General features: G+C 68.2%; 24 protein-coding genes. 14 read left to right on the top strand and 10 right to left on the bottom strand.

Translation table 11 applies throughout. The features are described from left to right. Positions 1–31: 31 nt before the first annotated feature. Positions 32–685 carry a DUF1028 domain-containing protein gene (locus ACT54R_RS08145; protein WP_476325230.1) on the bottom strand — a complete coding sequence of 218 codons (654 nt, stop codon included), beginning with the start codon at positions 683–685 and terminating at the stop codon, positions 32–34. A 44-nt stretch (positions 686–729) separates the two neighbouring features. On the opposite strand from ACT54R_RS08145, the gene argE reads away from it, so the two are divergent. From argE to leuB, 7 genes are all read left to right on the top strand, one after another. After that, positions 730–1,902 (top strand): acetylornithine deacetylase, encoded by a 1,173-nt coding sequence (gene argE / locus ACT54R_RS08140; RefSeq protein ID WP_476325228.1) that lies wholly within the window; start codon positions 730–732, stop codon positions 1,900–1,902. An 11-nt stretch (positions 1,903–1,913) separates the two neighbouring features. Next, positions 1,914–2,342: a GlcG/HbpS family heme-binding protein gene (locus ACT54R_RS08135; protein WP_476325226.1), complete on the top strand. Its 429-nt coding sequence runs from the start codon at positions 1,914–1,916 to the stop codon at positions 2,340–2,342. A 114-nt stretch (positions 2,343–2,456) separates the two neighbouring features. Beyond that, positions 2,457–3,698, top strand: a complete 1,242-nt coding sequence (argJ, locus tag ACT54R_RS08130) for a bifunctional glutamate N-acetyltransferase/amino-acid acetyltransferase ArgJ (protein WP_476325224.1) — start codon at positions 2,457–2,459, stop codon at positions 3,696–3,698. Next, a complete protein-coding gene (locus tag ACT54R_RS08125) occupies positions 3,695–4,099 on the top strand; it encodes a (deoxy)nucleoside triphosphate pyrophosphohydrolase (protein ID WP_168462312.1) in 405 nt (134 codons plus the stop codon). The genes argJ and ACT54R_RS08125 overlap by 4 nt, the downstream gene beginning before the upstream one ends. A gap of 7 nt (positions 4,100–4,106) precedes the next feature. Then, the gene (gene yddG / locus ACT54R_RS08120) at positions 4,107–4,961 is read left to right on the top strand and encodes an aromatic amino acid exporter YddG (RefSeq protein ID WP_476325222.1); all 855 of its coding nucleotides are present in this window, start codon (positions 4,107–4,109) and stop codon (positions 4,959–4,961) included. 27 nt (positions 4,962–4,988) lie between these two features. Then, a complete protein-coding gene (locus ACT54R_RS08115; RefSeq protein ID WP_476325220.1) occupies positions 4,989–5,840 on the top strand; it encodes an SDR family NAD(P)-dependent oxidoreductase in 852 nt (283 codons plus the stop codon). 135 nt (positions 5,841–5,975) lie between these two features. Further along, positions 5,976–7,088 carry a 3-isopropylmalate dehydrogenase gene (gene leuB, locus ACT54R_RS08110; protein ID WP_476325218.1) on the top strand — a complete coding sequence of 371 codons (1,113 nt, stop codon included), beginning with the start codon at positions 5,976–5,978 and terminating at the stop codon, positions 7,086–7,088. Positions 7,089–7,154: 66 nt separating this feature from the next. Here the strand turns inward: leuB and ACT54R_RS08105 are convergent, their stop codons facing one another. Continuing rightward, positions 7,155–7,496: a rhodanese-like domain-containing protein gene (locus tag ACT54R_RS08105; RefSeq protein WP_476325216.1), complete on the bottom strand. Its 342-nt coding sequence runs from the start codon at positions 7,494–7,496 to the stop codon at positions 7,155–7,157. Between the two features lie 275 nt (positions 7,497–7,771). Between ACT54R_RS08105 and ACT54R_RS08100 the strand changes: the two genes are divergently transcribed. From ACT54R_RS08100 to ACT54R_RS08090, 3 genes are all read left to right on the top strand, one after another. Then, the gene (locus ACT54R_RS08100; RefSeq protein ID WP_476325214.1) at positions 7,772–8,104 is read left to right on the top strand and encodes a glycine zipper domain-containing protein; all 333 of its coding nucleotides are present in this window, start codon (positions 7,772–7,774) and stop codon (positions 8,102–8,104) included. A gap of 147 nt (positions 8,105–8,251) precedes the next feature. Then, on the top strand, positions 8,252–9,229 hold the full coding sequence (gene meaB / locus ACT54R_RS08095; RefSeq protein ID WP_476325212.1) for a methylmalonyl Co-A mutase-associated GTPase MeaB: 978 nt from the start codon (positions 8,252–8,254) through the stop codon (positions 9,227–9,229). 124 nt (positions 9,230–9,353) lie between these two features. Beyond that, the gene (locus ACT54R_RS08090; protein ID WP_476325210.1) at positions 9,354–10,727 is read left to right on the top strand and encodes a cell wall hydrolase; all 1,374 of its coding nucleotides are present in this window, start codon (positions 9,354–9,356) and stop codon (positions 10,725–10,727) included. A gap of 86 nt (positions 10,728–10,813) precedes the next feature. Here ACT54R_RS08090 and ACT54R_RS08085 read toward each other — a convergent pair whose 3' ends face one another. Next, complete coding sequence (locus ACT54R_RS08085; protein WP_168462319.1) at positions 10,814–11,431, bottom strand: YqgE/AlgH family protein; 618 nt, start codon at positions 11,429–11,431, stop codon at positions 10,814–10,816. 253 nt (positions 11,432–11,684) lie between these two features. Between ACT54R_RS08085 and ACT54R_RS08080 the strand changes: the two genes are divergently transcribed. Continuing rightward, entirely contained in the window at positions 11,685–12,506 is an 822-nt protein-coding gene (locus ACT54R_RS08080; RefSeq protein WP_476325208.1) for a protein-disulfide reductase DsbD domain-containing protein, read from the top strand. A 95-nt stretch (positions 12,507–12,601) separates the two neighbouring features. Further along, positions 12,602–13,087, top strand: coding sequence for a redoxin family protein (locus tag ACT54R_RS08075; RefSeq protein ID WP_476325207.1), 486 nt, complete (start codon positions 12,602–12,604; stop codon positions 13,085–13,087). 99 nt (positions 13,088–13,186) lie between these two features. On the opposite strand, the gene ACT54R_RS08070 is transcribed toward ACT54R_RS08075, so the two are convergent. Continuing rightward, a complete protein-coding gene (locus tag ACT54R_RS08070) occupies positions 13,187–13,393 on the bottom strand; it encodes a DUF465 domain-containing protein (protein WP_168462322.1) in 207 nt (68 codons plus the stop codon). 189 nt (positions 13,394–13,582) lie between these two features. Between ACT54R_RS08070 and ACT54R_RS08065 the strand changes: the two genes are divergently transcribed. Together ACT54R_RS08065 and ACT54R_RS08060 are read left to right on the top strand one after the other, a co-directional pair. Beyond that, entirely contained in the window at positions 13,583–13,762 is a 180-nt protein-coding gene (locus ACT54R_RS08065; RefSeq protein ID WP_168462323.1) for a DUF465 domain-containing protein, read from the top strand. Between the two features lie 139 nt (positions 13,763–13,901). Continuing rightward, positions 13,902–15,725 (top strand): ABC-F family ATP-binding cassette domain-containing protein, encoded by a 1,824-nt coding sequence (locus ACT54R_RS08060; RefSeq protein WP_476325204.1) that lies wholly within the window; start codon positions 13,902–13,904, stop codon positions 15,723–15,725. 6 nt (positions 15,726–15,731) lie between these two features. Here ACT54R_RS08060 and ACT54R_RS08055 read toward each other — a convergent pair whose 3' ends face one another. The 6 genes from ACT54R_RS08055 to pth all read right to left on the bottom strand — a co-directional run bounded on the left by ACT54R_RS08055 (position 15,732) and on the right by pth (position 20,221). Next, positions 15,732–16,217, bottom strand: a complete 486-nt coding sequence (locus tag ACT54R_RS08055; protein ID WP_476325202.1) for a MaoC family dehydratase — start codon at positions 16,215–16,217, stop codon at positions 15,732–15,734. After that, positions 16,214–16,678, bottom strand: coding sequence for a MaoC family dehydratase (locus ACT54R_RS08050; RefSeq protein WP_168462326.1), 465 nt, complete (start codon positions 16,676–16,678; stop codon positions 16,214–16,216). The genes ACT54R_RS08055 and ACT54R_RS08050 overlap by 4 nt, the downstream gene beginning before the upstream one ends. Before the next feature lie 480 nt (positions 16,679–17,158). Beyond that, positions 17,159–17,761: a hypothetical protein gene (locus ACT54R_RS08045; protein ID WP_476325199.1), complete on the bottom strand. Its 603-nt coding sequence runs from the start codon at positions 17,759–17,761 to the stop codon at positions 17,159–17,161. 114 nt (positions 17,762–17,875) lie between these two features. Continuing rightward, positions 17,876–18,352 carry a MaoC/PaaZ C-terminal domain-containing protein gene (locus ACT54R_RS08040; protein WP_476325197.1) on the bottom strand — a complete coding sequence of 159 codons (477 nt, stop codon included), beginning with the start codon at positions 18,350–18,352 and terminating at the stop codon, positions 17,876–17,878. A gap of 9 nt (positions 18,353–18,361) precedes the next feature. After that, positions 18,362–19,462 (bottom strand): redox-regulated ATPase YchF, encoded by a 1,101-nt coding sequence (ychF, locus tag ACT54R_RS08035; protein WP_476325195.1) that lies wholly within the window; start codon positions 19,460–19,462, stop codon positions 18,362–18,364. A 150-nt stretch (positions 19,463–19,612) separates the two neighbouring features. Then, the gene (gene pth, locus ACT54R_RS08030) at positions 19,613–20,221 is read right to left on the bottom strand and encodes an aminoacyl-tRNA hydrolase (RefSeq protein WP_476325193.1); all 609 of its coding nucleotides are present in this window, start codon (positions 20,219–20,221) and stop codon (positions 19,613–19,615) included. Between the last annotated feature and the right edge of the window lie 9 nt (positions 20,222–20,230).

Genomic DNA, 20,230 nt, shown 5'->3' with positions numbered 1-20,230 from the left:
CCGGTTCTGGTCCGGCGCGCCGTGTTCGCCGTCAGAAGGCCGGGGCGGAGGAGGGGTTGCGCGCGCGGCTCTCGAAGGCCGGCTGCTCCAGCGCATAGCGATCCCACAGGCTGCGCAGCGCGCCGATGGGGTCCTCCTGCCAGTCCACGCGCAGGTCCACCACGGGCCAGTCATAGGTGCGCGCCACGTGCAGGCCGGCCGCGTGCTCGTCCCCCGTCTCGCCGCCGGCGGCAAGCCCAACCTCCAGCCCGCGCATGAGGCGCTCGGCGAGCGGCAGGCCCGCCGCTGCGAGGAAGGCATCGCGCATGGCGGCGGGGACGCCGTCATTCACCAGCAGGTTGCCGAGCGCGATGCAGCCGGGGCCTTGCGCCGCCGCGGCGATGGGCAGGGCCTCGGCCCCCGAATGCCACGCCACCTGACCGTAGCGGTCGATGACGCTGGCCTGCCGGAAGGCGGGCTCCGGCGTGCCGGCGAGCAGCGTGGACAGCACGCCCCCGGCGCCGAGCCCCTGCCGCAGCAGAGCAAGGCCGGCCGGGCCGAGGGCGGGGTCGGTGACGTTCTGCGTCGTCACGAGCCCGAGCGGGCTGACCCACGCGCAGCGGCTGGCAACGCAGATGCTGGACGAGGTGATGGCGATGCCGAAGGCGCCCGTTTCGGGGCAGTGGGCGGCGATGGAATACGTCATTCCCGTCTCCTTTTCGATGAATTTTTAGAGATCATGGCCTAGAGATGCAAGTATCTACGGAAGAAATACTTGAGAAAATCATTTCCGTTCCTTCGGTGACCGATACGGAAAATGACGAGATCGTCGCGCGCATCGCCGAGATTGCCGCGCCGTTCGCCCGCGTGCGCCATCTGCCCAACGCAGCCGGGGACCGCACGGCGCTGCTCCTCTCCATCGGACCCGAGGACCGGCCCGGCGTGGTGCTCTCCGCCCATACGGACGTGGTGGCCGTCGAAGGCCAGCCCTGGACCAGCGAACCCTTCGCACTGACCCGACGGGGGGATCGCCTTTACGGGCGCGGCACCTCGGACATGAAGGGCTTCGTCGCCTGCGTCCTCGCCGCGCTGCCCGCCTTCGCCGCAGCTGCGCTGGAGACGCCGGTGCATGTCGCGCTCTCCTATGACGAGGAGATCGGCTGCAAGGGCGCGGGCGATCTCGTGGCGCTGCTGGCCGCCCTGCCGGTGCCACCGCTCCTATGCATCGTCGGCGAGCCGACGGGCATGAAGGTGAAGCGCGCCCACAAGGGCAAGACCGGTTGGCGCGTCACCGCAACCGGCCGCACCGGCCATTCCGCCTTGCCGCACCGCGCGGCCAACGCAGTGACGGCGCTCGCCCGCCTCGCCGCGCGCCTCGCGGACCTTGCTGACGAATTGCGCAACGGGGCGCGGGACGAGGCCTTCGACCCGCCTTATGCGACGCTGCACATCGGCTCGCTGCATGGTGGCGGGGCGCTGAACGTGGTGCCGGACAAGGCGGTGATCGAGTTCGAGCTGCGCAGCATTCCCGGCGCTGACACCCCCACCATCCTGCGCCGCATCGAGGCGCTGGTGGCGGAGGCGCGCGCCGCCCTCAAGGCCGAGGCGGAGGAGGCGGCTCTGGTGGTGGAGGAGCTTTCCTCCTACCCCGCGCTCGCAACGGCGGCGAGCGCTCCCGAGGCCGCCGCGGTGGCGCGTCTGTGCGGTGACAATAGTCCTCCCGGCACCATCGCCTTTGGCACCGAGGCGGGGCTTTATTCCGAAGCGGGTATTCCCACCCTCGTCTGCGGCCCCGGCGACATCGCCCGGGCCCACAAGGCAGACGAATGGGTGGGGCGGGATGAGCTGGCCCAGTGCGACGCCATGCTGGCCCGCCTCGCCGAACTGCTGAGCCGTCCCGCCGCCGACTGGATCACCCGTTGAAAGGAGCCATGATGACCGAGCAGAAGCCGCTGACCCGTCCCGCCGCCAAGCTCACCCATGCCGGAGCCCTGATCGCGCTTGCCGCTGCCGTGACGCGGGCGGAGGAGATGGGAGTGCCGCAGAACATCACCATCGTGGATGAGGGGGGCAATCTCCTCGCCTTCGTGCGTATGGACGGGGCGAAGCTGCTGTCGCGGGAGACCTCTCTCTCCAAGGCCATCAGCGCCGCCTCCCACCGCCAGCCCACGAGCCGACTTGATCCGGCGCTGGAGCTGAAGCTCGCCATCGCCTCCGGCGGCCGGCTCACCAATCTGGAAGGGGGCTTCCCGATCATGCTCGATGGTGTGTGCGTCGGTGGCATCGGTGTGGGCTCCGGCAAGGGAAGCGAGGACGTGGAGGTGGCCAAGGCGGCGCTTGCGGCGCTCGGCGCGCAGGTCTGAGGGCGATGGCGGGGCCGGCTAGTTTGCCGACACCCGTCCAGATGTGGCTGCCGGCGCCCTTGCCTATCGCCTGAAGCTGCGGCACAGGTGGCGCGCCATCAACGGGGATTGCCCATGTCGACCACCGTGTCTCCCCTCGCGCCGACGTTCGTGCCCGAGCTCAAGCCCGTGCCGGGCGTCACCTTCACCACGGTGGCGGCGGGCATTCGCTACAAGGGCCGCACCGACGTGTTGGCCATGGCGTTCGAGCCCGGCACCACGGTGGCGGGCGTCACCACCCGCTCGCTCTGCCCCTCCGCTCCGGTGGAATGGTGCCGTGAGCTGCTGAAGAAGGGCAAGGCGCGGGCGCTGGTGGTGAATTCCGGCAATGCCAACGCCTTCACGGGCATGAAGGGGCGGGAGGCAACGAGCCTCACCGCCGACCTTGCCGCGAAGGCGTTCGGCTGCAAGCCCACCGAGGTGTTCCTCGCTTCCACCGGCGTCATCGGCGAGCCTCTGGACGCCAGCAAGTTCGAGGCGGCCCTGACCAGCGCGGCGGGCCAATTGGTCGACTGGCCGTGGCTTGATGCCGCGCGGGCCATCATGACCACCGATACCTTCCCGAAGCTCGCCACCGCCACCGTTCTGCTGGGCGACGTGCCGGTGACCATCAACGGCATCGCCAAGGGCGCGGGCATGATCGCCCCCGACATGGCGACCATGCTCTCCTTCGTCTTCACCGACGCGCCGATTGCCGCCGACGTGTTGCAGAAGCTGCTTTCCAAGGGCGTGAAGACCACCTTCAACGCCGTCACCATCGACGGCGACACCTCGACCTCCGACACGCTCCTCCTGTTCGCCACCGGCGCCGCCAAGGAGCGTGGCGCGAAGACGGTGAAGGACATCGACGATCCCGCGCTGAAGGCCTTCAAGCGCACGCTCACCGAGCTGCTCGCCGACCTCGCCGAGCAGGTGGCCCGCGACGGCGAGGGCGCCCGCAAGCTGGTGCGCATTACGGTCACGGGGGCGGTCTCCAACAAGTCGGCGCGGCGCATCGCCATGTCCATCGCCAACTCGCCGCTGGTGAAGACGGCGGTGGCCGGCGAGGACGCCAACTGGGGCCGCGTGGTGATGGCGGTGGGCAAGGCTGGCGAGCCGGCCGACCGCGACCTGCTCTCGATCTCCTTCGGCGACATCCGCGTTGCCCACGAGGGTGCCCGCGATCCCGGTTACGACGAGGCGGCGGTCTCCGAATACATGAAGAACCCGGTGATCGATCTCACCGTGGACCTCGGCCTGGCGCGCGGCACCGACCGGGTGCTCACCTGCGACCTGACCAAGGAATATGTGGCGATCAATGGGGACTACCGCTCGTGAAGATCACCCTTGTCGCCGCCTGCGCCCTCATCGACGGCGACGGCCGCGTGCTGGTGGCGCAGCGGCCGGAGGGCAAGGCGCTGGCGGGGCTGTGGGAGTTTCCCGGCGGCAAGGTCGAGCCCGGCGAGCGGCCGGAGGAGACGCTGATCCGCGAGTTGCAGGAAGAGCTGGGCATCACAGTGAAGGAGGCCTGCCTCGCCCCCCTCACTTTCGCGAGCTACCCCTACGAGACCTTCCATCTCCTGATGCCGCTCTGGATCTGCCGCCGCTGGGAGGGTGTGATCCAGAAAAAGGAGCATCAGGCGCTGCAATGGCTCCGGCCCGGACGCCTCCGCGACATTCCCATGCCGCCCGCCGACGAACCGCTGATCCCGGCGCTGATCGACCTTCTCGGCCCCTGATCGCCCGATGTCATCCGCCACGGCGACCCGCATCGGCTTCCTCGCCATCCTGCTGTGGGCGACGCTCGCCTTCTTCACGGCGGCGACGGGGAAGGTGCCGCCCTTTCTGCTCACCGCGCTCACCTTCGGGATAGGTGGGGCGGTAGGGCTGGGCGCGGCGCTGGCCGGGCCGGGGCTTTCCGTGCTCAAGCAGCGCCCGCTCGCCTATCTGCACGGCGTGGGTGGGCTGTTCGGCTACCATTTCCTGTATTTCACTGCCCTGAAACTGGCGCCGGCGGCGGAGGCGGGGCTGATCGCCTATCTGTGGCCGCTGCTGATCGTACTGCTCTCGGCCTTCCTGCCGGGCGGCGGGCTCAGGCGCGTGCATGTGATCGGCGCGCTGATGGGCTTTGCCGGCACCGTGGTGCTGCTCGCCGGAAAGGGCGGCTTTTCCGGCATCGAGATGCGGTTCCTGCCCGGCTATCTCGCCGCCTTCGCCTGCGCCTTCATCTGGTCGTCCTATTCGGTCGCCTCGCGCCATTTCGCCGATGTGCCGACACAGGCGGTGGCCGGCTTCTGCCTTGCGACGGCGGTGCTCGCCGCCCTTTGCCATGTGGCATGGGAGGAGACCGTGTGGCCTGCCTCGGCGGCGGAGTGGGTGGCGGTGGTGCTGCTCGGCATCGGGCCCGTGGGCCTCGCCTTCTACACCTGGGACATCGGCATGAAGCGCGGCGACGTGCGCCTGCTGGGCGTCGCCTCCTATGCGGCGCCGGTGCTATCCACGCTGTTGCTGGTTGCGACCGGCTTCTCGGCGCCCTCCCTCTCGCTGGCGGTCGCCTGCGCGCTCATCGTCGGCGGAGCCTTCGTGGCCACAAGGCGTTGACCGCGCGAACCTGAACGGAGACCTGCCATGACCCATCCCGCGCTGTCCTCCGGCGCTGTCGCCGTCATCACCGGCGGCGCGTCCGGCATCGGCCTTGCCGCAGCGGAAAAGCTTGCCGCGCGCGGACTGAAGGTCGTCCTTGCCGACCTGCCGGGCGAAAAGCTTGACGTCGCCGCCGCTCAGGTGGCGGCCGTAGCGACGGGTGGGGCCGGGGACGTTCTCGCTGTTGCCACCGATGTGAGCCGGCCGGAGGATCTGGCGCGGCTGGAGGAGATCGTCGACGGGCGCTTCGGCGGCACGGACCTCCTCATGAACAATGCCGGCGTGCAGCCGGGCAGCGCCATCTTCGGCCCCTTCGCCAATTGGGAGAAGGTGCTGGGCGTGAACCTGATGGGCATCATCCACGGCAGCCGCGCGTTCGGGCCGAAGATGATCGCGCGGGGCCGGCCGGGCCTCATCATCAACACCGGCTCCAAGCAGGGCATCACCACCCCGCCGGGCGATCCCGCCTACAATGTGTCCAAGGCCGGCGTGAAGGCCTTCACCGAGGCGCTGGAACACGAACTGCGCAACACGCCGGACTGCCGGATCTCGGCGCGGCTGTTCATTCCCGGCTTCGTCTTCACCCCGCTGGCGGCAGGCGGGCGGACCGAGAAGCCGGCGGGGGCCTGGACGGCTGCGCAGACCGTCGACTTCCTGCTGGAGAAGCTGGGGGAGGGTGATTTCTATATCCTCTGCCCGGACAATGATGTGCCCCGCGGGCTCGACGAGAAGCGCATCGCCTGGGCGGCCGGCGACATCATCGAGAACCGCCCGCCTTTGTCGCGCTGGCACAAGGACTATGCGCAAGCCTTCGCGGCCTTCGTGAAAGGGGCCTGAAGACCGCGGGCCGGCGTGTTCCTCCTTGCCATCGGCCCAGCGAGGCCCTAGCACTCCGCGCCGAGCCGCCGCCCTCAGGGCGACCCAAAAACGGCGTGATGCCGCAGCGTAAATCAAGACCCGAGGAATCCACCCATGGCCACCCACAAGCTCCTTCTTCTCGCCGGCGACGGCATCGGCCCGGAAGTCATGGCCGAGGTGAAACGGGTGGCGAAGTGGCTGGAGCAGGCGGGCCTCGCCTCCTTCGCCATCGAGGAGGATCTGGTCGGCGGCTGCGCCTACGACGCGCACGGCGTCGCCATCTCCGAGGATGCCATGGTGCGCGCCAAGGGCGCCGACGCCATCCTGCTCGGCGCGGTCGGTGGCCCCAAGTGGGCGGACGTGCCCTATGAGGCGCGCCCCGAAGCCGGCCTGCTGCGCCTGCGCAAGGATCTCCGGCTGTTCGCCAATCTGCGTCCCGCCATCTGCTACCCGGCGCTGGCGGATGCCTCCTCCCTCAAGCGCGAGGTGGTTGAGGGGCTCGACCTCCTCATCGTCCGCGAGCTGACGGGCGGCGTCTATTTCGGCGAGCCGAAGACCATCACCGATCTCGGCAACGGCCAGAAGCGCGCCATCGACACGCAGGTCTATGACACCTACGAGATCGAGCGCATCGCCGCCGTGGCCTTCGAGCTGGCGCGCACGCGCCGCAACAAGGTGACCTCCGCCGAGAAGCACAATGTGATGCGCTCCGGCGTGCTCTGGAAGCAGGTGGTGACCGACCTCCACGCCCGCGCCTACAAGGACGTGGAGCTGGAGCACGCGCTGGCCGATTCGCTCGCCATGCAGCTGGTGCGCTGGCCCAAGCAGTATGACGTGATCGTCACCGACAACCTCTTCGGCGACATCCTCTCCGACCTCGCCGCCATGGCCACCGGCTCGCTCGGCATGCTGCCCTCCGCCTCCCTCGGCGCGGTGGATGCGGCGACCGGCAAGCGCGCGGCGCTCTACGAGCCGGTGCACGGCTCCGCTCCGGACATCGCCGGCAAGGGCATCGCCAACCCCATCGCCATGATCGGCTCGCTCGCCATGGCGCTGCGCTATTCGTTCAACGAGGGCGCGGTGGCGGATCGCATCGAGCAGGCCATCGCGGGCGTGCTCGCCTCCGGCAAGCGCACGGGCGATATCGCCGCCCCGGGCATGGAGACCATCGGCACCGAGGCGATGGGCAAGGCCATCATCGCCGAGCTGGACGCCGCGACCGCCTGAGCGGCCGCATTGCGTCTGTGACCATCGGACCCTCCGGCGTGCCGGAGGGTCGTCGACGTGCGCGCGTCAGCCGCGCTCGACGTCGAAACCGGCCTCGCGCCAGCCGATGATGCCGCCTTTCATGTGCTCCTCATAGGCAAGGCCCGCCTTCTGGGCGGCCGCGGCGGCCTGCTGGGAGCGCTGGCCAGAACGGCAGGAGAACACGAGGCGCCTGCCGGCCGGGTCCGGCAAGGTCGCCGGGTTCCAGGTGCTCAGCGGGAAATTCACCGCGCCGGGAATGCGCTCTGCCTGAATCTCGTTCGGCTCCCGCACGTCCACGAGAAGGATGCTGCCGTCGGCGAGACCCTGTCGGACCTCCGACGGGGAGAGGTGGGTAATGGTCCCGCCGAAGGGGTTGCGTTCACTCATTGACCTGTCCTGAACACGAAGCTGTGAGCCGGTTTGTCCCGGGGGCGCGAGCCTGCACCGGAGCGCCTTGCCGATGCAAGAGGTGTTCCTCGTCGTCGCGGGGACCCGCAACGGAAGTGGGTCTTTACGGCGCAGCTTGCCCGGTTCAGAACCATGAACGAAGCTGCACGATGCCCGAACAGCCCGCTCATCTGGCGTTCATGTGGCCTTTGCTAGATCAGGTGCCATCGCAGCACGCCGCGGGCTGACGCCCGGCGGATGCGGAAAGGATCAAGATGTCGACCCGTAATGCCGTTCTCGGCACTTTCGCCGCCCTTTCCCTGGCCGGCGCCCTCGTTGCCGGCTCGACCGTCACCGCCAGCGCCCAGAACAACACGGTTGGTGGTGCGCTCATCGGCGGCACGGCCGGCGCGCTGATCGGCGGCGCGGTGACGGGCAATGCCGGCGGTGTCGCGGCCGGCGCCATCATCGGCGGCACTACCGGCGCCATCATCGGCAACCAGCAGGACCAGCGCCGCGCCTATTACTTCTGGGGCAACAACGGCCGCTGCTACCTGCGCCAGACCAACGGCAACGTTGTGAAGGTGTCCCGCGGCTACTGCGGCTGATCCTCCATTTTCAGGACTGTTGATCGGTTCCGTTCCCCCGCACGGATCCGATCAGTGGGAGAGGCGCCGGCTTTTGCCGGCGCCTTTTTCCGTTGGCGCGCAAACGCGGCGAGTTGCCTCCCGCACTGCGGCAGCTAGATTGGCGCAATGCCGCCCGAGCCCGCTTCCACCGCCGCACCAGACCGCACGCGCACCTCCCTTGTGCCCGATCTCGCCACGCTGGCCGCCGGCGGCAAACGCGCCGTCGCCCGTGCGCTGGCGCTGGTGGAGACGGCCCGAGGACAGCCCGACCTCGTGGCGCTGCTCGATGCCGCGGCCCGCGCCGGCAAGGCCGAGGTGCTGGGCCTCACCGGCCCGCCCGGCGTGGGCAAATCGACCCTGACCAATGCGCTGGTGCGCCGTGCCCGTGCGGCGGGACGCACCGTGGCGGTGCTGGCGGTGGACCCGTCGTCGCGGCGCACCGGCGGCGCACTGCTTGGCGACCGGGCCCGCATGAAGACCGATCCCGATGACCGTGGCGTGTTCGTCCGCTCCATGGCGGCCCGTGACCGCCTCGGCGGCCTTTCGGATGATTCGATCGCCGCCGTGGTGCTGCTGCGCGCCGTCTACGATCTGGTGATCGTCGAGACCGTGGGCGTCGGCCAATCGGAGGCGGACATCTCCCTCGTCGCCGACACGGTGGTGCTGTGCATCCAGCCGGCCTCGGGCGACAGCCTTCAGTTCATGAAGGCGGGCGTGATGGAATTGCCGGACATCATCGTCGTCACCAAGGCCGACATGGCCGAGGTCGCCCGCCGCGCTGCTTCCGAGGTGGCGGGAGCGCTGTCGCTGGCGGGCTCCGCCTCCGTCGGCTGGGCCGTTCCGGTGATCCGCCTGTCGGCGGCGACCGGGGAGGGGCTTGAGGCCTTCGAGGCGGCCGTCGCGGCCCATGGTGCTTTCCTCGACGCCGACGGCCGCCGCGCGACGCAGCGCGCGGCGCAGGAACACAAGTGGGTGGAGGAGGCGGTGCGCGTGCGTTTCGGCACCCATGGCCTTGCGCGGGCACGCAAATTCCAGCTGCGGGGGCAGGGGCCGTTTGCCCGCGAAGCAGAGCTGGCGCTGAAATTAACCTCCGGGCAAGACTGATCGGACAATGCTCTTGCGTGTCGCCGGCCGGCAACGGTCCGGCGCCCTATTGGGGACATGAAGTCTCGGCAAGGGCTGGCGTATGGGAATTTGTCGGGATCGATGGCCGAGGGCCGGTCGGGCTTTGTCGCCGCTTCTCGTCGCCACCGCCTTCATCGTCGCAACGCCTTGCGGGGCGGGGGCTGACGACGTATCCGGCCGGGCGCCGAAAGGGCTGACGGCCGGTTCCGGGCTCGGCCTCTGGCCGGGTTCAGCGCGGGCGCTGAAGCTCGCCACGCTCGATCTGCCTCAGCCGGTCGGTACCGGCCTGCCCGAGGTTCCGAAGGAGGCGATGGCCGAGGCTGCGAAGCCGGCGCGCCGTGTTGTCGCACCCGGCACCATCGTCACCGCCTCCCTCGCGCCCGTCTCGGAAGAAAGCGCCCGAGCCGCAGCCGTCGCCGCGGTGGCGGGCCAACCGGTGATGGAGGTGGCGCGGGATGAGATCGGCACCGGCCTCGAGCCGTCCGACCTCGTGTCTCCCGCGCTCGCCTCCGCCACCCCGTCCGTCTCCGATCCGGCCGATACCGGCGCGGCGGACGATGACGCCTTTGCTTTTCCTCCGCCGCTCGTGCTTTCGGACCACGATTCGGTCGGGGCGGCGCGCCGCCATGATATCTCCGGCGCCTATCTGGAGCTGGCGCTCGACATTCTTCTCGAGCTGCCGCTGATTCAGGACGCCGCCCGCGTGGCTGCGGCGGAAGATATTGCCCCCGATCTGGACCGGGCGCGCCGGGCCGCCGAGGCATTGTCGCGGGATGACGGGCCGGAAGAGGCGCTGAGCGAATTCGGCGGCGGTACGGCCCTGGTCGGCCCGGTGCCGCATCAGGACCCGGTGGCTGTGTTCAGCCGTGATCCGGTGCTCTTCCCGGCCCTCGCCTTCCAGTATGCCGCCCTTGCAGAACATGGCTATGTGCCGCATCCGGCGCCGCACGCCGAAGGCGAGGCGACCCTGGTCTCACCGGACAGCACAGTCGCATTGGAGACGCCGCCCAGCGACGGCATCTGGCCCTCGCCCGCCCAGCGTCTGGAACTCGGCGGCGAGAAGCTGGCGCGGGCGCAGAAGTGCCTGGCGGAAGCCATCTATTTCGAGAGCCGCGGCGAGCCCAAGCGCGGCCAGATCGCGGTGGCGCAGGTCATCGTGAACCGGGTCTTCTCCGGCTATTACCCGGCGGACGTGTGCGGCGCGGTCTACCAGAACGCCCACAAGCACCTCGCCTGCCAGTTCACCTTCGCCTGCGACGATGTGCCGGACGTGGTGCGCGAGCCGGACATGTGGGTGCAGGCCAAGGAAATCGCCGCCGACATGCTGGACGGCAAGCTGTGGCTCTCGTCCATCGGTCGCGCCACCCACTATCACGCCTACTGGGTGCATCCGAGCTGGGTGCGGGAAATGCGCAAGCTGGACAAGATCGGCGTGCACACCTTCTACCGCCCGCGCCGCTGGGGCGACAGCTACTGACGCGCCCCTAAGCCCGCCCCCTCAAGCCCGCGCGGCGCCTGAGCGAAGCAACGTTCCGCCCGCGCGGCGCCTGAGCGAAAGACCGCTCAGGCGTGGCCCGCGTCGCTGGAGAGCATCCCGGGGACGATGCCGAGCTTGCGCAGGGCGCTGTCGTATTTCGTCTCCACGCCCGCGCCGAAAATCAGGTCCGGATCGGCCGGGCAGTTCAGCCAGCCGTTGGCCTGGATCTCGGTCTCGAGCTGGCCCGGCGCCCAACCGGCATAGCCCAGCGCCAGCACCGCGCTGCGCGGTCCGCGCCCGCCGGCGATGGCTTTCAGGATGTCCAGCGTCGCGGTGAGGCAGATGCCGTCGTCGATGGTCAGCGTGGAATTCTCGACGAAATAATCCGCCGAATGCAGCACGAAGCCACGCCCGGTCTCCACCGGCCCGCCGCGCAGCACTTTCACGCTGCCCGCGCTCTTCGGCAGAAGGATGCGCTCGGAGGCGGGAACAACATCAAGCTGGACGAGGAGGTCGGTGAAGTCGATGTGGCTCGCCGGCTGGTTCACCACGATGCCCATGGCTCCTTCCGGAGAGTGGGCGCACATATAGACGAGGGTGCGGGCGAACTGCTCGTCGCGCATGGTCGGCATGGCGATGAGCATCTGCCCATCGAGGAAACCCGACCCTCCGCCTTCGATCGTGTGGTTCTGGCTCGCAGTCATGGAGAAAGGGTACCGCCGTTCGGGCGTCTTGGAAATGCGGATTGCATCGCAGGAGGTCCCATTGGGGGCCGGCAAGGCGGTGGGGCTGACGGCGGCTCACACGCTTGTGCGCGCCGTGGGTGATGTCCGGGGCTTTGCGTCGGCGCCGCGAGCAGGTACCCGCTAGGCCATGATATCGACCCCTCTGCGCTCCCGCGGCGCATGGCCGGCGGTTCGGCCTGCCCTTCCGTCCCCGACCGGCGCATTTGGCCGCATGCTCCTCGCCGTCGCGTTTGTGGCCACGCTCTGCCCATTGGCCACACAGGCGGCGAGCGCGCCGCCGGTGAAGGTGCCGGGCGCCGATGTGATCCTGATGGCCGGCGCCGTCTCGGGCACGACGGCGGACGCGGGCATCGAGCTGAAGCTGGCGCCCGGCTGGAAGACCTACTGGCGCTATCCCGGCGACAGCGGCGTGCCGCCGACTCTGGACTGGAGCGGCTCGGAGAACGTCGCGCGCGTGGAAATGGAATGGCCGGCGCCCAAGCGCTTCGCCGATGGGGGCGGGGGCTTTTCCATCGGCTACAAGGGGGCGGTCCTGTTCCCCCTGAAGGTGGAGCTGAAGGACAAGGACAAGCCGGCGCGGCTCGTCCTCGCGTTCGATTTCGCGGTGTGCGAAGCGCTGTGCATGCCCGCCCGCGCGGATCTGGCCGTACCGCTTGGCGCAGACGCGGGCGCAGAGGCGTCCCGCATCTCGGCGGCCCGCGCGGCCCTGCCCATGGAACGTCCGCTGGGTGTTGCCGAGCCGACCTCCGTGCAGAAGATCGAACTGGACACGAGCGCCCAGCCGCCCCGCCTCGTCATCGAGGTGAAGGCGCAAAATCCCAAGGCCGATCTCTTCGCCGAGGGCCCGGACCGCTGGGCCCTGCCGCTGCCGCAGAAGACCATGCTGCCCGATGGTGCCGCCCGTTTCGAGCTGCCGCTGGAGGGCGTGCCCGCTGGCACCGATCCCTCGGGGACGCCGCTGACCCTGACCCTCGTGGACAGCCCGAAGGCGATCATCACCACGGTGCAGGTGCCGCAGCTTCCGCCGCGCTGAATTCGCCTGCTCGGGCGCGCGGCGGGCGCTTTTCTCGCGATTAAAAGCCCGTATTGTCGGCGCGGGCGCAAACGCCCAAAATTGTGGAGAAGACGATGCCCATTTCGGTCGGCGACAAACTGCCCAACGCCACCTTCCGTGTTCCCACCGAGGACGGCCCCGTGCCGAAGACCACCGACGAAATCTTCAAGGGCAAGAAGGTGGTGCTGTTCGCGGTGCCGGGTGCCTTCACCCCCACCTGCCACAAGAACCATCTGCCGGGCTACGTCCACGAGGCTGACGCCATCAAGGCCAAGGGCGTGGATGCCATCGCCGTGGTGTCGGTGAACGATCCCTTCGTCATGGGCGCCTGGGAAAAGGCGTCCGGCGCGGATGGCAAGATCGTGTTCCTGGCAGACCCCGACGCCTCCTTCGCGACCGCGCTCGACCTCACCTTCGACGGCTCGGCCGCCGGTCTCGGCGTGCGCTCCAAGCGCTATTCGATGGTGGTCGAGGACGGCGTGGTGAAGACCCTCAACGTGGAGGACGTGCCTTCCAAGGCAGACGCCTCCGGCGCCGCCGCGCTGCTTGGCCAGCTCTGAGCCGTTCTGCCGCTTTCCGGAGACCGGGCACGCCCGGCCTCCGCGCACCGGATGCCTCCTCAGGAGATCCGGCCTCGCGCCTCTGCCAGGCGCGTCCGCTCAGGCGATGATATCGGGGAACAATTCGTCCTCGATCTGGCCGATGCGGTCCTTCAGTTGCAGCTTGCGCTTCTTGAGCCGCTGGATCTGCAGCACGTCCGATCCCGACACGCTGGTGAGCGCCTCGATCGCCGCATCGAGATCGCGATGCTCCTGCTTCAGGCGCTCCAGGTGGACCTTGAGATCCCGTTCCTCGTCGCTCGTCATGCCCGGTCCTGTCACCGGCGCGCGGGTCCGCCGCCCGCTCGCCCCCATCTGGAATGACTATGGCATGGGCTTGCCGCGCCGCAAGATGGGAGGTCGCCGGAGGGGCGGAAAGACGGTCCACAAGGCGGTCGACTCTTCGTCGGCTCCGTGACAGACTGATGTCGTGTTGCAGACAGGGAGTGGCTCAGAATGTCCATCCAGTCGCACCTTCAGGAGCTGAAGCGGCGTCACGCGGCCATCGAGCAGGAGCTCAGCCGCGAAATGAACAGCCCCGCCTCGGATCCTCTTCGTGTCGCCGAGCTGAAGCGCAAGAAGCTGGTTCTCAAGGACCAGATGTCCAAGCTGAACGGATCTTCCACCGTACATTGATGGCGGGACTGCGCGCGCTGCCGGAATAGTCCCGGCAGCGGTCGCGTCGCCGTGTCGTGCGAGGAACGAGCGGGCCGCGAAGGCAGGCGCCGTGCGAACGGGCTTTGCGTTCCGGGGCAGAGGGCTTTAATCCGGCTCCATGGCTCCTCCGCTCGTTTTCCTCCAGGACATCCATCTGCGCTTCGGCGCCACCCCTCTGCTCGACGGTGCGGAGCTTTCCGTGTCGGCGGGCGAGCGGGTGTGCCTTGTCGGCCGCAACGGCTCGGGCAAGTCCACGCTGCTGAAGGTGGCGGCGGGGCTCATCGAGCCGGATTCCGGCACGCGCTTTTTCCAGCCCGGCGCCACGGTGCGCTATCTGCCGCAGGAGCCGGATTTTTCCGGCTATGCGACGACGCTCGCCTATGTGGAGGCCGGTCTCGGGCCTGGCGACGATGCCTATCGCGCCCAATATCTTCTCACCGAGTTGGGCCTGACCGGACAGGAAGACCCCGCTCACCTCTCCGGCGGCGAGGCCCGCCGGGCCGCTCTGGCGCGCGTCATCGCGCCGGAGCCGGACGTGCTTCTGCTGGATGAGCCCACCAACCATCTCGACCTGCCGGCCATCGAATGGCTGGAAAGCGAGCTGAGGGGCCTTAAGTCCGCCATGGTGCTCATCAGCCATGACCGGCGCTTCCTCGAAACGCTTTCCCGCGCCACCGTGTGGCTCGACCGTGGCCAGACCCGGCGGCTGGAGCAGGGGTTCGGCGCCTTCGAGGCGTGGCGCGACGAAGTGCTGGAGCAGGAAGAGACGGAGCGCCACAAGCTCGACCGCAAGATCGTCGCGGAACTGGACTGGCTGCGCTACGGCGTCACCGCCCGCCGCAAGCGCAACGTGCGCCGGCTCGGCCTGCTGCACTCCATGCGCAAGGACCGGCGCGAGGAGCGCCGCGCCGTCGGCAACGTCAAGCTGGCGGTGAGCGAGGCCGAGGCCTCGGGCAAGCTGGTCATCGAGGCGAAGCACATCGCCAAGGCGTTCGGCGACCGGTCGGTGGTGAAGGATTTCTCCACCCGCATCCTGCGCGGTGATCGCATCGGCATCATCGGCCCCAACGGCGCCGGCAAGACCACCCTCATCAAGCTGCTCACCGGCGAACTTGCCCCCGATTCGGGCACGGTGAAGCTCGGCACCAACCTCGAAGTCGCGAGCCTGGACCAGAAGCGCGCGGCGCTCGATCCCGGCACCACCCTGCGCGATGCGCTTACCGGCGGCGGCTCCGACCAGGTGCAGGTGGGCGGGGTGCCCAAGCATGTGATGGGCTACCTCAAGGACTTCCTGTTCACCCCCGAGCAGGCCAACGCGCCGCTCTTCGTGCTCTCCGGCGGCGAGCGCGGCCGGCTGATGCTGGCACGGGCGCTGGCGCTGCCCTCCAACGTGCTGGTGCTGGACGAGCCCACCAACGACCTCGATCTCGAAACCCTCGACCTGCTGCAGGAGATGGTCGCGGACTATCCCGGAACCGTCATCCTCGTCAGCCACGATCGCGACTTCCTCGACCGCACCGTCTCCAGCGTCATCATGGCGGAAGGGGAGGGCGCGTTCCGCGAATATGCCGGCGGCTATTCGGACATGCTGGCCCAGCGCGGCCGCGGCGTGGAGGCGCGGGACAAGGGCGCCAGCTCTGCCAAGGGGAAGGCCGGGGCGGAGCCGAAGCCGGAGGCCGGCAAGGCGTCGCCAGCCGGGGCGAAGCGCCGGCTCTCCTTCCACGAGCAGCACGCGCTCAAGACGCTGCCCAAGACCATGGACGACCTGCGGGCGAAGCTGGAGAAGCTCGCTGCCGAGATCGCTGATCCCGCGCTCTACGCCCGCGACCCGGCGCGCTTCGACAAGGCCTCGGCCGCGCTTGGAGAGACGCAGGCGGCCCTCGACGCGGCGGAGGAGGAATGGCTGCGCCTCGAAATCCTGAAAGAGGAATTGGAGGGCTGACGCGCCTCAGGGCCGGCGGCGCATCAGCACGGTGCTCTCGAAGTCGATGACGAGATCCCCGTGCTGGTTGATGCCGGAATTGTAGGTGCGCAGGAAGCCCCATTGGGGCCGGGACTTGATGGTGATCTTGTCCCGCACCTCGGTGGCGAACGAGATGGTATCGCCCGCATAGACCGGCTTCACCCAGCGCAGCTTGGTGAAGCCGGAGGCTGGGCCGAAGGAGCCGCCGCCCGGCACGCTGTCCTCGCCGGGCTTCGAGGCCTCCCTGGGTAGCGCCATGTTGGAGGCGACGAAGCACTTCATCCACATGGCGGCGGTGTGCCAGCCGGAGGCCACCAGCGCGCCGAACGGGCTGCGCCGGGCCGCCTCGGGGTCCACATGGAACGGCTGGGGATCGTAGAGCCGGGCGAACGCCAGCATCTCCGCCTCGGTGAAGGAGTGGTTGCCCAGCGCGGCCGTGGCACCCACCTCGACGTCCTCGAAATACATCATGCGAGGCGCGCTCCCGGGTTGCGGCGGCCGATCATGCACACGCAGGTCTGGTCTACCGCGGCGCTCTTGTCGGCCTTGAGAAGCTCGAAGCGAAACGTCACGAGCCCCATGTCGGGCTTGCTCTTGGAGGTGCGGCTCTCCAGCACCGTGCGTCGGAGCGTGAGCACGTCGCCGGGGAAGACGGGCGCGAGCCACTTGTTCTCGGTGACGCCGGGCGAGCCCTGGCCGGCGGTGCGCAGCAGGAAGCCGTCGCAGATGAGCCGCATCATGATGGCGCAGGAATGCCAGCCGGAGGCCGCGAGCCCCCCGAGCAGGGACGCCTTGCCGGCCGCCGCATCGAGGTGCATGGGCTGGGGATCGAACTCCCGTGCAAAGGCGAGGATCTCCTCCTCGGTGACCTTGTGCGAGCCGAACGTCTTCACCTCACCGATGATGAAATCTTCGAAGAAGATGTCGGGCAAGGCGGCCTCCCTGTCGTTGGAGGCCGATGGAAGGCGAGGATAACGCAAACGTCAAGCTGGGCGTGGGGATGACCGTCGTATTGAAGAAGCCCGCTATGAAGCGGGCTTCTCGTGCTTTCAATGCCAGCCGGGGAGCGGCAAGGGGACCGCTTCCGGGAACCGACGTCCTTTGACGATATGATTGACGGTGCCGCAGTTAAGTTCGAGCACCACCGCTGCTTTCGTTTGAGACCATCCCATAACATTGACAGCCCAGAGAACGTGGCACGCCTTCGAGTAGGAACACGGAAAATGATCACGCAAGCTCACGGGAGCCTCCATTGGGTAATGGAAAAAGCCCCCTGCCTTGAATTCGGCATCGACCCGTGCGATTCTTGGTATGCGTCAAGCACGTGTAACTTAGAACCCGAGCAGGGGGATAAGTTTCGCGGTCAAAGCCGGATCAGGTGCTCGAACACCTGATCCGGCTACTCCCCCCGGCTAGACCGCCGATCCAGAGGGAGTTTCTTCCGTAAAGTCATCATCTTCTCCTTGGCTGTCAGAATCGTCGATCCGGTGCGCATCATCCGCGCTCGGCAACGGAATGCCCTTGGCTTGGCGGTAAGCCTCAAAGCGGTTCAATAGCTCATCGCCTTGATCACTTAGAGAGTATCGCTCGTCGGTACTCGCATCGGGAGTGACGATGCCATCAAGCGCATCATCCCTTAGCTGGTCCCGAATGCGCTTAGAGACGAGCTTAGTCAGGCGTTCGATCTCAGGAATGGAAAGCGCGCCGTAGACTTGCAAAGCTTTCAGGATTGCGTATCGCTGTGGACCAATCCGCGCTCGTTTGGGGCGGGAGCTGATCCGGTGCGTTTGCGTAAGGGCTTCGCCTAACGGGCTCTCCCCTAGTGCAGCTAACTGCAATTTCTCGACTTCGACAATAAGGCTGCGCTTGCGTTCGATTTCCGCGCGAGCTTCGGCCGCGGCGGTAAGCGCGCGCCGCGCGTTGTCCTCCCTCTCGACGACGCCAGCGAGATCGACTTCAAGGTCGTCTAAAAGTCGCCGATTAAGAGCGCGGATCGCGTCCGCCTGAGTTGACATGTGCACTTCCGCCCAGCTTCGAGTCTGGGGAATCTACACGGCAAACTTGGCAGGCACAAGGGAGGCGGGCCTAATCTACGGCGACATTTTCTTTAGGGCGGAGCCTAAGTGCGGTCAGCGGCACTCATTAGGTAGAGCCGTGTCCGGCGCCAGATGCCTCAGCTGGAAGCGCATCACCTCGGTCCCATCCTCCCGCCGGGCGCTGCCGGTGCGGTGGTAGATCGTCCAGCCGGGGCGGCTGCCGCTGGGGCGGGCGTCGAGGATTTCGGTGAAGAAGGTGATGGTGTCGCCGGCGCGCACGGGGGCCAGCCATTTGAGGTCGGTCAGGCCGAAGCCGACGCCCACGGGCGCGATCACCGCGGCGTGGTCGGCGGGCAGGGCTTCAACCGCCGCGCCATGGGCGCGCACGAACAGGCCCATCCATGTTGAGACCGTGTGCCAGCCCGAGGCGATGAGGGTGCCGAAGGGGGAGGCGGCGGCCGCCTCCGCATCCACATGGAAGGGCTGGGGATCGTAGGCGCGCGCGAAGCGCACGATCTCCTCGGCCGTGAAGGTGAAGCGGCCGAGTAACTGCGGCCCGGCCCCGACCATCACGCAGCCTCAGTTGGCGAAGCGGAAGTGCAGCACGTCGCCGTCGGCGACCACATAGTCCTTGCCTTCCAGCCGGAACCGGCCGCCCTCGCGCGCGCCGGCCTCGCCCTTGAACTTCACGTAGTCGTCGTAGGCGACCGTTTCGGCGCGGATGAAGCCCTTCTCGAAATCCGTATGGATCACGCCCGCCGCCGCCGGGGCCTTGGTGCCGGCGGTGATGGTCCAGGCCCGCGCTTCCTTCGGGCCGACGGTGAAATAGGTGAGCAGCTGGAGCAGCTCGTAGCCGGCGCGGATGACGCGGTTGAGGCCCGGCTCGTCGAGGTCGATGGCCTCCAGATATTCCTTCTGCTCGTCGGGCGGCAGCACCGCGATCTCGCTCTCGATCTTGGCGGAGACGACCACCGCCTTGGCGCCTTCCTCGGCGGCGCGCTTGAAGACTTCGGCGGAGAGAGCGTTGCCCTCCTTCGCGGAGCCTTCCTCAACGTTGCACACATAAAGCACCGGCTTGGCGGAGAGCAGGCCCAGCTGGTTGAAAAGCTTCTTTTCTTCCGGCTTCACCTCGGCGAGGCGGGCGGGCTTGCCCTCGCGCAGCAGGACGAGGGCGCGCATGACGAGGTCGAGGGTTTCCTTGGCTTCCTTGTCGGTGCCGCCCTTGGCCTTCTTCTCCAGCGTCGGCAGGCGCTTCTCGAGGCTCTCGAGGTCGGCGAGCATCAGCTCGGTCTCGATGGTCTCGATGTCGTTGACCGGCGCGATCTTGCCTTCCACATGGGTCACGTCCCCATCCTCGAAGCAGCGCACCACATGGGCGATGGCGTCGCACTCGCGGATGTTGGCGAGGAACTGGTTGCCGAGACCCTCGCCCTTGGAGGCGCCGCGCACGAGGCCGGCGATGTCCACGAAGGTGAGGCGGGTGGGGATGATGGCGCCGGAGCCGGCGATCTCCGCCAGCGTGTCGAGGCGCGGATCGGGCACCGCGACGTCACCCACGTTAGGCTCGATGGTGCAGAACGGATAATTCGCCGCCTGCGCCGCCGCCGTCTGGGTGAGCGCGTTGAAGAGGGTGGACTTGCCCACGTTGGGAAGCCCGACGATGCCGCATTTGAAGCCCATGGAAAGCCCGGAGTTGCACCCGCCCGCCGGTGCGGCTGCAGGATGGAAGAAAAGGATCAGGCCGCGCTGCGGCCGTTGGGGGATCGCATAGCCCCTCGGGCCGCGTGTGCGCAACCCGCCGAAGCTTGCGCCATGGTCGTAGGCGGGGCCTCAGCCCTTCTCGCCGACCCGTTTCTGCTCGCCGAAGCCCTGGGCTTCCAGGAAGAGATGGGCGCGGTTCTGGAACTCATCCGGGCGCTGCTTCACCAGCAGTTCGGCGAAATCGGCGCAGGCGTCGCTCACGGCATCCACCCAGCCCTTCTCCGACTTGGCGAAGTCGTTGAGCACGTAGGCATGCACCAGCGCCTTGTCGCCGGGATGGCCGATGCCGAGACGGACGCGCCAGTAATCGTTGCCGCACTGGGCGGTGATGGACCTCAGACCGTTGTGGCCGGCATTGCCGCCGCCCTTCTTGATCCGCAGCTTGGCGGGGGGCAGGTCCAGCTCGTCATGGAAGACGAAGATGTGGTCGAGGGGGATCTTGTAGAAGCGCTGGGCCTCGGCGACAGCCCGGCCGCTCTCGTTCATGAAGGTCTCGGGGAAAAGCGCGATGACCTTCTCGCCGGCGATCTCGCCTTCCGCCGCGGCGGCCTGGAAGCGGCGCCTCAGCGGCCCGAGGCGGTGGCGGCGGCAGATGGCATCGAGCGCCATGAAGCCGACATTGTGCCGGTTGCCGGCATATTTCGGGCCGGGATTGCCGAGCCCTGCGAACAGGAACATGAGGCGGAT

The organism is Xanthobacter sp. DMC47, assembly GCF_056313845.1.
The sequence above is the reverse complement of the archived record's forward strand: the minus strand, read 5'-3'. Positions and strand labels throughout refer to the sequence as shown.